General features: G+C 44.4%; 9 protein-coding genes. 7 read left to right on the forward strand and 2 right to left on the reverse strand.

Features of this window, described 5'->3' with window-relative positions; genetic code table 11:
• Positions 1 to 297 (forward strand): transposase (locus F8R90_RS19475; RefSeq protein ID WP_196509658.1); only part of this gene is annotated, 297 nt, incomplete at its 5' end.
• Here the strand turns inward: F8R90_RS19475 and F8R90_RS19480 are convergent.
• Complete coding sequence (locus F8R90_RS19480; RefSeq protein WP_230966481.1) at positions 265 to 615, reverse strand: hypothetical protein; 351 nt, start codon at positions 613 to 615, stop codon at positions 265 to 267. The genes F8R90_RS19475 and F8R90_RS19480 overlap by 33 nt on opposite strands.
• A gap of 160 nt (positions 616 to 775) precedes the next feature.
• Here F8R90_RS19480 and F8R90_RS19485 point away from each other — a divergent pair, with 160 nt between their 5' ends.
• The 3 genes from F8R90_RS19485 to F8R90_RS32960 all read left to right on the forward strand — a co-directional run bounded on the left by F8R90_RS19485 (position 776) and on the right by F8R90_RS32960 (position 1,923).
• Positions 776 to 1,015 (forward strand): helix-turn-helix domain-containing protein, encoded by a 240-nt coding sequence (locus F8R90_RS19485; protein WP_225892625.1) that lies wholly within the window; start codon positions 776 to 778, stop codon positions 1,013 to 1,015.
• A gap of 144 nt (positions 1,016 to 1,159) precedes the next feature.
• On the forward strand, positions 1,160 to 1,606 hold the full coding sequence (locus tag F8R90_RS32955; protein ID WP_230966483.1) for a hypothetical protein: 447 nt from the start codon (positions 1,160 to 1,162) through the stop codon (positions 1,604 to 1,606).
• 59 nt (positions 1,607 to 1,665) lie between these two features.
• A complete protein-coding gene (locus tag F8R90_RS32960) occupies positions 1,666 to 1,923 on the forward strand; it encodes a hypothetical protein (RefSeq protein ID WP_230966485.1) in 258 nt (85 codons plus the stop codon).
• A gap of 731 nt (positions 1,924 to 2,654) precedes the next feature.
• Here F8R90_RS32960 and F8R90_RS19495 read toward each other — a convergent pair.
• Positions 2,655 to 4,247 (reverse strand): alkaline phosphatase D family protein, encoded by a 1,593-nt coding sequence (locus tag F8R90_RS19495; protein ID WP_196512051.1) that lies wholly within the window; start codon positions 4,245 to 4,247, stop codon positions 2,655 to 2,657.
• Between the two features lie 381 nt (positions 4,248 to 4,628).
• On the opposite strand from F8R90_RS19495, the gene F8R90_RS19500 reads away from it, so the two are divergent.
• The 3 genes from F8R90_RS19500 to F8R90_RS19510 form a co-directional block, all read left to right on the forward strand.
• A complete protein-coding gene (locus F8R90_RS19500) occupies positions 4,629 to 5,471 on the forward strand; it encodes a hypothetical protein (protein WP_230966487.1) in 843 nt (280 codons plus the stop codon).
• A gap of 472 nt (positions 5,472 to 5,943) precedes the next feature.
• Complete coding sequence (locus tag F8R90_RS19505; RefSeq protein WP_196512052.1) at positions 5,944 to 11,901, forward strand: AAA family ATPase; 5,958 nt, start codon at positions 5,944 to 5,946, stop codon at positions 11,899 to 11,901.
• The coding region (locus F8R90_RS19510) for a response regulator (protein ID WP_196512053.1) at positions 11,898 to 12,185 on the forward strand (288 nt) is incomplete at its 3' end. The genes F8R90_RS19505 and F8R90_RS19510, both read left to right, overlap by 4 nt.

Raw genomic sequence — 12,185 nt, forward strand, 5'->3', positions numbered from 1 at the left:
CTTAAAGAACAATTCCGCCAGATATTTGAAACCACTAAATCTTGGGGAGATAGCATAACACAATTATTAGATTGGATGTATGATGCACGTTCATACTTTCCGAAAAGTCTAGGGACAATGGTGAGATGGTTTGGGGAAATAGTCGGTTATTTTGATGGCAGAACTACCAGTGGTACTGTAGAAGGAATTAATAATAAACTCAAGTTAATTAAAAGACTTGGGTATGGCTTTCGTAATTTTAGCAATTTTCGATTACGCAGTTTATTAAACTGGCACTTTTCTATTAATTCTCCATAAAAGTAACGGATGAACCGAAATTTCGACTATTGTCAGTGGTTCGGGAGCTACAATTTGGGCTTGGTCAGCGATGTAGTTGTCGAGTTCGGCTTGGGCGAGGGCTTGTTCGTCGGGGGCAGCGGGGGTGAGTTTCTGAATCTTGCTGGCTTGGTAATCAGCGATCGCGTCCCGCGCGCCGGAGGCGATCGCACTAATCCAAGAATCCTTGCAGCGTTTGTCGTTTACTTCAACTGTGCAGCCGATTTCGCTGTAGATTTGCTTGAGTTGAGCAATTGATTTCAGTTGCAGCTGTTGATGGCTGTAGATTTGGTGTGTCATGATTGTTAAAGTTCCTAACGGGACAGAAAGCGCTTCAGATTGGTAGTCGGGGCGCTTTCTTTATAATGTTAATCCTACAATATCATTATAGTAATGTTAATAGATGTGTAATGTTACGATATTAATATTGCTCTAATGCGTTGTATAAAGGAGGCGTTACATGTCACAAAATCAACTATTAATGAAGGTAGGCTGGGAAATAGATGTTCCTGAGTTGGGGCAACGCATCCGAGATGCAAGACATGAGTCAGGTCGTACTATTACTCAATTGGCTGCTGAGGCTGACATTTCTGTTGCCAATTGGTATGCAATTGAGCAAGAGCGGATAAAAGTATTGCCACTGCCTACGCTAAGACGAATTGAGCAGGTTTTAGGCATTGAGTTTGGGGTGCAACCGTGATTAGAGCAAAGATGATTGACCCTCAGACCATCAATCTTCTTGCTCTCCCCTCTATTTTTTTAGAGACGGAGTTTCCAACCACGCCCAAAATATACGTTGCAATTGACCGTAAAAAAATATTGTCGAACTAGAGGACGTGGAAATATGAATAGTCCACCTTCTAGACGCAAAAAAGCCGCATCTACCGATTCAACAAACGAGGATATTTCCCGGCAAGAAGACCCAGGTTCAGCAACAATTACAGTTACTGCTGTTGAAGTAACAGAGTTAACCGAGCAGGAGATTCGCGATCGCCTACTTCTGGAGAGGAAAGTAGAGAGGGCTTTCTTTGAGGCGGGGAAGGCGTTGATTGAGTTACGCGATCGCAAGTTATATCGCTCTACTCACAAAACCTTTGAGGAGTATTGCCGCGATCGTTTTGGCCATAATCGTCGCCAGTCTTATCTTCTAATGGATGCAGCAGTAATATTTGATAACTTAGAGCAAAAATGTGATCGTTTCGATCACATTTTGCCGACGAATGAATGGCAAATCAGGCCACTGTCCAAGCTTGACCCGGACATTCAGCCCAAAGATGGGAGCAAGCTGTAGAGTCCGCCAACGGGAAAGTACCATCTCATCGCATTGTCAAAGATGTTGTACAGCGCATCATGGAGCGAACCCAAGTACCCAATACCTACCAAATCGGGGAAGTCTGTCAAATCCTTGCAAAAGATAACCCAGAACTGAGGGGAAAGGGCGGGTGTTGGGTAATTGTCAGTGCAGTGAATGACTTTAGTTGCACTGTGAAAATTTGGAATGGCGAGTACGCCGTTGGGTTGCAACACTTAAAGTCTTTCAACTACCTGCCCCAGGAGTGTCAACAGATGCAGTTAATTAGCGATGGCGTAACCGCCCACCGTAGGTGATCGCATCAGTCGGGTGTATTCCGATTCGCTGGAAGAGACAGTCAAAAGTCTGTTGCAGTCGTTGGGGAAGGTGAATCGTCCTTATCTTACTGTTGTGGAAGAGAAATTGTTGACGCTTCTGGAGTCGGAGTATGGGAGAATACCCTGAACAATTTTGGCAATTTGGCATCCAATGGCTTTGGGTTGCAGTTTCAATGGAGATATCACCACAACGGGACAGTGAAGAAGTTGTACGAGGGAAAAGATAAAACTTCCCGCTTCTTGACATCCAGCTATGCCAGTTGTTTAGTTGAGTGCTGTAGAACCCCTCTACATGATTTATACAGCGCTCAACAGAGTTCAGTTCCCACTCTACAACTGGCTAGAAATTAGCCAAACTCAATAGAATCTCAGAAGATGTAGATAACTGGCATTTCTCTAAGAGCGATGCCTGCGGCGGGCTACGCCTAAGCATCATTAGGTTACGGGAAAACGAGAATTTAGAAGATGCCCCAAGTGCTGTGCTGAAACATCTGGGAGAGTTGAAGCGACCGTATTTGACGGCGTTTGAGGAAGAGCTTTTGAGTCTTCTTTTTATAAGTGACCATATTCCCTGCCTCAACTGGGGCATGAACCTACGTTGGGCGGGTACGATGGGAGTACTCCGTTACCTCATCAGGAAGTAATGGAGTGGGATTACACTTGATTTGCTTTTGCGTATTCAAATATTTGAATACGCAAAAGCTTAAATACTAGTCTAATTTGGCACCTGGATGACCATTCTCAACAACAAAGGAAGCGAAAGTGTATACAGGCGCATCTGGACGACTCACAGTTGTAACAATACGCAGGTCAGTCTGCCAACGCTCATAGTTAAGGTTGACTCGGAAGTAACCTCGGCGATCGCCATCAAAGAACTTAATGTGTGGATTTTCTGGAATCTTCGGGCCGTAGTAGGGGCCGTAGACATTGGCATCACCATTGCTAGTAATTGAGGGAGTGACAAACTCCGTAGCCACCGTTGGAGAGTTAGAAGCCTTAAAGTCAAGCTTGAGGTCATTAACAAATGTAGAATGCCAATCCCCAGTAATCACCACTGGGTTAGAAATCTGGCGGCTGGCGATGTGACTTAAAACACGATTACGTGCAAGGGGATATCCATCCCATGAGTCGTTCCAAAAGATTTCGCCTGGCCCAATTTTATGATCTAGCTCTGCCATCAGCACCTGTTGAGCAAGTATGTTCCAACGTGCTTGAGAACGGTCAAGACCATCCAGCAGCCAGCGCTCCTGCTGAGAACCAAGCATGGTTTTAAATGGATCTAGCGCTGCTGGGCAACGAGGTGTTTCACCGTCACCGCATGGCTGATCGCTCCGATACTGGCGGCTATCAAGTACGTTAAACTCCGCCAGATTACCAAAAGTCAGCCGACGGTAAATAAGCATATCTGGCCCCTGTGGTAGGGAAAATTCTCGCAGTGGCTGATGCTCATAATAAGCCTGATAAGCAGCAGCACGTCTTTTGAGAAACTGTTCGACCGGATCGTTGTTTTCCGAAATGTCATCTGTATAGTCATTTTCAACTTCGTGGTCGTCCCAGGTGACTGTAAAAGGAAATAAGGCGTGAGCTTTTTGTAAATCCTGGTCAGTTTTATATAGAGCATATCGAAGGCGGTATTGCTCCAGCGTATTCGTTTCTTTTCTAAACTCTTCAGGTAAAGAAATGTTGCGTACACCACCTGTAGGAGGGATGCCGTATTCGTAAATATAATCACCCAAATGAAAAACCAAATCTAAATCTTCTTCAGCTAGGCGACGATAAGCAGAATAGAAACCATCTTCCCATTTTTGGCAAGTAACAAACGCAAAGTTGAGTTGATTCAACCTAGTGCCAATCGCTGGAGCAGTACGGGTACGACCAATTGGACTATCTTCATTACCCACTTTAAACTGATACCAATACCAACGGTTAGGCTCTAAACCACGTACATTTACATGAACAGAATGTGCTAATTCGGGGGTTGCCAATGCCACGCCCCGTAGCACAACTTTTCTCATGTTTTCATCTAAAGCAACTTGCCACCGTACTGGTACATTCACCTGCGGCATACCGCCACCATTTAAGGGATCTGGAGCCAGCCGCGTCCATAGCACTACACTATCTGGTAAGGGATCGCCAGAAGCAACACCAAGGCTGAAGGGATAGGCAGAGAACCTTGACAGTGCAACAACTTTATGAGTCCAAAGACTAGCAATAGCGCTTGCGGTGAATGTACCGGCACCGAGCAGAAAGCGTCGCCGCTTTGTTGTAGTGGATAGCAAGCCCTGGAAATGTACACGCTCCATAAAAGTCCTTGTTGAAATTTCTACAATAAAAGGCAATAAAAAACCTAAATAATAACCATCTAGTTATTAACAAGATTAATTACCAAATCGGGTTTAATTAGGGCTTAAGAAGTTATTAATATTGCAATAATTTATTCACAATCCACAATCAGCCAGTGAACAAGTGGATGAGTGCAAGCAGCCACAGTTATGCTTTTTTTATCAGAGATGGGAATGCCTATTATTTCAAGCATTTTTGCCATTTATAAAATTGGGGACTAACGCCGTTTACGTGGCAAGTGATACCTGCATTGGGCTATGACGGAGCAGTTATCAACTACTTCCAAAATCTACGTTGTAATTGACTCTGAAAAAATATTGTTGAACTAAAGGGGTGGAATAATGGCTAAACCACCTTCTAATCGCAAAAAAGCCACCTCTGCCGCATCTACCGATTCAACTTCAGCAGCTAACTCTGCAAACGAGGATATCTCCCAGCAAGTAGATCCAGGTTCAGCAACAATTACAGTTACTGCTGTCGAAGTTCCAGAGTTGACAGAGGAAGAACAGCGCGATCGCCTCCACCTAGAGCGCCGTGTAGAAAGAGCGTTTTTTGAGGCGGGTAAGGCACTGGCAGAATTACGCGATCGCCGACTGTACCGTTCGACGCATTCAACCTTTGAAGAGTATTGCAAAGACAGGTTTGGGTTTGAGCGTCGTCATCCTTACAGATTAATTGAAGCTGCTGGAGTTGTAGATAATTTAATCAAAATGTGTCCAATTTGGACACAAAATCAAATTGAAGATGATCCTCCTACAGTCCACTCCGATCAGCTACAACAAATCTTGCCTACCAGCGAAGGACAAGTTCGGCCCATGACCAAATTGGAACCGCAGCAACAGCAAGAAGTATGGCAACAGGCGGTAGAACTTGCTGGCGGGAAAGTGCCCACTGGTAGAATCGTCAAAGATGTTGTGCAGCGCATCATGGAGCGAACCCAAGTACCCAATACCTACCAAATTGGCGAGGTGTGCCAAATACTAGCAAAGGACAACCCCGAACTCAGGGGCAAGGGTGGCTGCTGGGGGATTGTCAGCCAAGTAAATGAGTTTAGTTGCACTGTCAAAACCTGGGATGGGGAGTACACCGTTGGGTTGAAGCACCTGAAGTCTTACGATTATCTGCCTGCCGAGTGTGAGCAGATGCAGGTGATTTGCGATGGCGTAACCGCCCACCGTAGGTGATCGCATCAGTCAAGTGTATTCCGATTCGCTGGAGGAGACGGTCAAAAATCTGTTGCAGTCGTTGGGGAAGTTAAACCGTCCTTATCTTACTGCTGTGGAAGAGAAATTGTTGAATCTTCTGGAGTTTGAATATGAGGAAAAGATAACACCCTAAACAATTTTGGCAAATTGGCATCTAATGTCTTTGGGTTGCAGTTTCAATAGAGATATCACCACAACGGGACAGTCAAGAAGTTGTACGAGGGATAGGGCAAAACTTTCCGCTTCTGGTGTCCCGTGCTATGCCAGTTGTCAAATGAGTGCTGTAGAACTGCTCTACATAATTTATACAGCGCTTGTAAGTGAACGCCATCGCTCTGCAACTGGGTAGAAATGAACAAAACCAAATAGAATCCCAGAAGATGAAAGATGTAGATAGCTGGATTGCTGTATAGTTTGGGTTATGCCAGATTATCCTCTCAAGAGTTGCTCTATGATTGCTCTACCTGGTATTGCTATCCAAAACAAAATATACGAAAGTTCCAATTCTCTAGTGTACCGAGGCATCAGAAACGATGGAGTAAGGATCGTTGTAAAAATGCTAAAGCTTGATTATCCCTCTCCCCAGGAACTGACCCGCTACAGACAGGAGTATAAAATTACCCATTCCCTGAATTTAGAAGGAGTGGTTAAGGCATACAGCCAGCAGGACTATCAACGGACTCTGGTGATTCTGTTAGAAGATTTTGGGGGAGAGTCCCTAGAGCAATGGATGCACAAGCGCCCAGATATCTTCTGCCCCATGCCTTTATCCAAATTTTTAAGTATTGCGATCGATATTTGCGATATTCTAGGCAGAATCCATGCAGCTAATGTTATTCATAAAGATATCAACCCTGGAAACATAGTCCTTAATCTGGATACTGGCGTTGTCAAAATTATTGACTTTGGAATTGCCACCCAATTTAACCGCACGAATCCGACTTTTAAAAGTCCTCATGTTTTAGAAGGGACACTCGCATACCTATCTCCAGAGCAAACAGGGCGCATGAACCGTTTGCTCGATTACCGCACCGATTTTTACTCGCTCGGTGTGACGTTCTACGAACTGCTAACCGGACATCTGCCGTTTCCCACAACAGACATCCTTGAGCTAGTCCATTGTCATATTGCTAAAGTGCCTGTTCCACCTCACGAACTGAATGCAGCGATCCCTAAAGCCGTTTCAGATATCGTTTTGAAATTGATGGCGAAAAACGCAGAGGATCGTTATCAGAGTGCCTGGGGCATCAAAGCAGATTTAAAAATCGGTCTTCACCAGTTCGCACAAACCGATAAAATCAATGGCATTCAACTGGGGCTTCAAGACGTTTCGGATCGGTTTCAAATTCCCCAAAAATTGTATGGACGCGAAGCAAAGATTGAAGCATTATTAGCAGCGTTTGACAGAGTAGCACAAACGCGGAATGAAGAATTGAGAGTGAAGAATCAAAAAAATTCTCAATTCCAAGTTGAGATGATGTTGGTATCTGGCTACGCTGGGGTTGGCAAATCAGCGTTAGTACAAGAACTCTACAAGCCCATCACTGCAAAACGCGGCTATTTTGTCTCTGGTAAGTTTGACCAATTTGGGCGCAATATTCCCTACAGCGCGATCGCAGATGCCCTGCAAAAATTGGTACAACAATTGCTCAGTGAACCAGACGAGCAAGTGCAACAATGGCGATCGCGCTTGCTAACAGCTTTGGGAAGCAACGGACAAATCATTATTGATGTAATCCCGGAAGTTGAATTAATTATTGGAAAGCAGCCGCCTGTATCAGAAGTTGGAGCAACTGAAGCTCAAAATCGCTTCAATCTAATTATTCAGAAGTTTATGCGGGTGTTTTGTTCAGAGTCACACCCGCTTGTTATCTTTTTAGATGATTTGCAATGGATGGACTTAGCAACGCTGAAGTTAATCGAGCTGATGTTGCTTGATGAACAAACCCAATTCCTATTTTTAATTGGAGCCTATCGAGATAATGAGGTAAATCCAACTCATCCGTTGATGTTAACGCTAGAGAGACTGCGAAAACAAGGGGCAGTGCTTCAGCAGATAGTCCTGGCACCATTAACGCTTGAACCGTTGAGTCAGTTGATTGCCCAGACACTACATCAGAATGCAGACACCGTTTGTTCCTTAGCCGAGTTAGTACTGCGTAAAACCGAGGGCAATCCTTTCTTTGTCGGTGAATTTTTGAGAATGCTGCATAGCGAAAATCTGCTGACATTTGATGCACAACACTTATGCTGGCAATGGAACATTGCTCAGATTCAAGCCCAGGATATTACCGATAATGTGGTGGAGTTGCTACTGAGCCAGTTAAATAAATTACCAGAAAACACACAGCAAATTCTCCAGTTAGCAGCTTGTATCGGTGCTGAATTTAATTTAAATACGTTAGCGATCGTTTGCGAACAATCTCCTAAAGTAATTTCTCTAGATTTACTAGTAGCCATTCAAGCTGGATTAATTCAACCTATATCTGAATTAGACGAAAACCTATTAGTTCAAGAATATAAGTTTTTGCACGATCGCGTTCAGCAAGCAGCTTATGCCTTAATCGATGAGTCGCAAAAACTTGGAGTACATCTGCAAATCGGTCGCAATTTACTCGAAAAGACTTCGCCGGAGCAGCTAGCAGAGCGGTTGTTTGAAATTGTTGACCAACTGAATTATGGAACCGAGTTAATCACTGAGCAATGGGAACGGAATGAGATTGCCAAACTAAATTTGCAAGCAGGTCAGAAAGCGCTGGCAGCGACGGCTTATGAAGCAGCTTTCAAGTATTTCAATGCAGGGCTTAAACTTCTTAATGGGGAAAGTTGGCAGCGTGAGTATGGCTTAACTTTGGCGTTGCATTCGGAGGCCGCAGAGGCAGCATACCTTAGTGGTCACTTTGACGAAATGGAACGGCTTGTAGAAGAAGTGTTCAAGCGTGCAAAGACAGTGCTTGATAAAGTGAAAGCTTACGATAGCAGAATTCAAGCATGGCTGTCGCAGGGAGACCCTAAAGAAGCCCTTAAAACTGGCTTAGAAGTGCTGCAACTCTTGGGAATTAGTTTAGTAGAAGCTCCAAGTCAGTTAGACGTTCAAGTAGGATTAGAGGAAACGGCTTCACGATTGGCTGGGCGGAAAATCGAAGATTTTATCGATCTGCCAGAGATGACTGAACCTGTGCCGCTGGCAGCAATCTACATTTTAGTCAGCACAGTGGGTGCGGCTTTTAATGTGTCACCCGCTCTGATGGTGCTGATTGTGTGCAAGATGGTGAATTTATCAATCGCCAATGGAAACGCTATCTGGTCGCTTCTCGGTTATGCTGCTTATGGCATGATGCTATGTGGAGTTGTACAAGACATTGAACTGGGCTATCGATTTGGCAAATTATCCTTAAATTTAGCGAAAAGATTAAGTAGCAAGAGAGTTAACTGCAAAGCATTGCTGATGGTGAATTTCCATATAATTCACTGGAAAGACCACCTTAAAAAGACATTTCCCATTTTAGCTGAGGCTTATCAAAGCGGGATAGAAAGTGGAGAGTTTGAATTTGCGAGTTATTGTGCATTTAGCTTATGTTATTATCCCTTTTTTGCAGGACAAGAACTGACAGAACTGGAACAACAAACAGCGATTTATTGTAAAGTCACCCATCAAATTAGACGAGAGACTGCTTCCATTTGGCTAGCAATGTTGCAGCAAACGATCCTTAACCTGCGAGGTCAATCTGAAAATCCAAGTCGCTTAGTGGGTTGTATCTATGACGAAGAGCAAGCACTATCATGGGCGATCGCTGTTAAGGATGGAACTAGTATTCACTACTTTTACTTAAATAAGCTGATTTTATGCTATTTGTTTGGGGAGTATGAGCAAGCTGCAAAAACAGCTACTTTATCAGAACAGTATTTAGGCGCAGCCACAGCAATAATCTCTGTATCTATATTTCATTTCTATGACTCCCTAATATTTCTGAGCTTGTTGGCGGATGCTTCAAACTCTGAAAAAGCAGCTTGGTTGAATCGCGTTAATGCCAACCAGGAGAAGATGCAGAAATGGGCACACCACGCCCCCATGAATTTTTTGCATAAATTTCAGTTAGTTGAAGCAGAGAAAGCACGAGTTTTGGGTCAGTTTTTTGAGGCAGAGGAGTTTTACGAACAAGCAATTTTTGGTGCTAAAGAAAACGAGTATCTTCAAGAAGAAGCTTTAGGCTATGAGTTAGCTGCTAAACATTACTTGGCTCGTGGTCGAGAAAGGTTTGCTCATCTCTATATGAAGGAAGCCCATTACTGCTATGAGCGGTGGGGAGCAACCGCAAAAGCCAAAGATTTAGAGACTCGCTATCCACAGTTTTTTCCTCAGTCGCTGAATATGGCTGCCGCACCAGTTCGCACCACTGCTGGAACTACTTCTAACACCTCACATATTGCTTTCGATTTAGCAACAGTAATCAGAGCATCCCAAGCCATTTCTCGCGAAATTGAACTGGATCAGTTACTCAATTCTTTGATGCAGATATTAATTGAGAATGCTGGCGCGCAAACTGGATGCTTGATTTTGGAAAACGCAGGAGAATGGGCGATCGAGGCTGCTTGTGAACTCAATGATGGGGCGAATTTTTGTACTACACAAGTACTGCAATCGATTTCAATGGTAAATCGCTTACCCGAATCCATTATTCATTATGTGATTCGGACTCATGAATCTGTCATTTTAAATGATGCAACTCGTGAAGGTAATTTCATCAATGAGCCATATATTCAGCAGAACCAAACGAAATCACTTCTTTGTTTGCCGTTGTTGAATCAAAGTAAACTTGTTGGCGTGTTGTACCTGGAAAATCAATTAGCAACTGGAGCATTCACAGCAGAGCGATCGCAACTTCTAAATCTACTATCTACTCAGGCAGCAATTGCGATCGAAAATGCCAAACTCTATTCAGAGCTACGCGCGCGCGAAAGTCAGATGGCTCAATTTCTAGAAGCGATTCCAGTGGGAATTGGCATAATCGATGCGCTGCGTCGCCCTTATTACGCCAATCAACGGGGTATCCAGCTAATGGGCAAAGCGATTGATCCTTCCGTACCACCCGATCAAATCGCTGAGGTTTATCAGTTCTATATGACCGGAACAAATCAAATCTATCCAACAGAGAGACTGCCAGCCATCCGGGCGTTGAGCGGCGAACGTACCAAGATTGATGATGTAGATATCCGGCAGAACAATGCAACCATTCCAATTGAGGTATGGGGCACTCCTGTCTTTGATGAACAAGGCAATGTAGTTTATGGAATCGTTGCCTTTCAAGATATTACTGAACGGAAACAAACAGAGCAACTATTAGCCAATTACAACCGCACCTTAGAGCAACAGGTTGCAGAAAGGACGGCAGCTTTACAGCAAAGCCAAGCAGAACTGCGCGAGCGAGAACAGCAATTACGACTGATCACGGACGCTCTACCTGTTTGTATCATTTATGTAGATGCCCAGCAACGTTATCGGTTTGTCAACCGCACCTATGAGGACTGGTTTCACCGTAGTCGAGGTGAGATTTTGGGCAAGCATATTCGCGAAAACTTGGGTGAGGCATCTTATCAAGTTGCACAACCATACATCAATCAAGCGCTGGCAGGTCAAATCACAACCTATGAGGTAGAAATGCCCTGTATGTATGGCAAGAAATATGTCAGTAATTCCTTCATCCCTGATTTCGATAACAACGGTCAAGTGAAAGGATACTATGGGCTGATCACAGACATTGGCGATCGCAAACGTGCCGAAGAAGCCTCAATTTTAGAAGAACGCAACCGCATGGCACGCGAAATTCATGACACTCTGGCGCAAGCCTTTACAGGGATTCTAGTTCACATGGGAACCGTTTCTCGATTAGTGGCAACCAACCCCCAAGCAATTCAAACACATATTAACACCGTGCGAGACCTAGCTCGCACCGGGCTGACAGAAGCTCGACGCTCCGTTGCAGCATTGCGCCCCCAATCCTTAGAAGATGGTAATCTGTGGACGGCACTGCAACGATTTATCGCTACCATGCAATCTTCAACCGAAACCAGCCTGATTTGTGATATTATTGGCACGCCCTATACGTTACCCCCGGAAACAGAGAATAATCTTCTGAGAATTGCACAGGAAGCATTTACGAATTCAATTAGGTATGCGAATGCAAAGGAAATTCGGATTGAATTAATTTATGAATCAACGCAATTCTTCTTACGAATTAAAGACAATGGCCAAGGATTCGAAGCCAACCATAGAATCCTAAATCGGGGGTTTGGCTTACTGGGAATTACCGAACGAGCGGAACGCATTGGGGCACAACTCTCGATTGAGAGCCGACTGGGGCAGGGAACAGAAACGATCATATCCGTACATCGGGAGGCATCAGTGTGAGTCAGTCTACAGCAATCCGCGTTTTGATTGTCGACGATCACTCGATTGTCCGGCAAGGACTTGCTGCGATGATTGAAAATGAGCCAGATATGACAGTGGTAGGTCAAGCGGGTAATGGGCAGGAAGCGATCGCTCAATATCGGCAACTACAGCCTGATGTCACCTTGATCGACTTACGGATGCCCCAGGTAAGCGGCGTTGATGCGATCGTTGCAATCTGTGCTGAATTCGCCCATGCCCGGATGATTGTACTGACCACTTATGACGGGGACGAAGATATTTAT

This window comes from Nostoc sp. NZL (assembly GCF_015714705.1).
Classification (GTDB): domain Bacteria; phylum Cyanobacteriota; class Cyanobacteriia; order Cyanobacteriales; family Nostocaceae; genus Nostoc; species Nostoc foliaceum_A.

Bases quoted from the DNA above. Each gene is read 5' to 3' on its own strand.
- F8R90_RS19495 (WP_196512051.1), bottom strand. From the start codon at position 4,247: ATGGAGCGTGTACATTTCCAGGGCTTGCTATCCACTACAACAAAGCGG.
- F8R90_RS19505 (WP_196512052.1), top strand. From the start codon at position 5,944: ATGATTGCTCTACCTGGTATTGCTATCCAAAACAAAATATACGAAAGT.
- F8R90_RS19480 (WP_230966481.1), bottom strand. From the start codon at position 615: ATGACACACCAAATCTACAGCCATCAACAGCTGCAACTGAAATCAATT.
- F8R90_RS19500 (WP_230966487.1), top strand. From the start codon at position 4,629: ATGGCTAAACCACCTTCTAATCGCAAAAAAGCCACCTCTGCCGCATCT.
- F8R90_RS32960 (WP_230966485.1), top strand. From the start codon at position 1,666: ATGGAGCGAACCCAAGTACCCAATACCTACCAAATCGGGGAAGTCTGT.
- F8R90_RS19485 (WP_225892625.1), top strand. From the start codon at position 776: ATGTCACAAAATCAACTATTAATGAAGGTAGGCTGGGAAATAGATGTT.
- F8R90_RS32955 (WP_230966483.1), top strand. From the start codon at position 1,160: ATGAATAGTCCACCTTCTAGACGCAAAAAAGCCGCATCTACCGATTCA.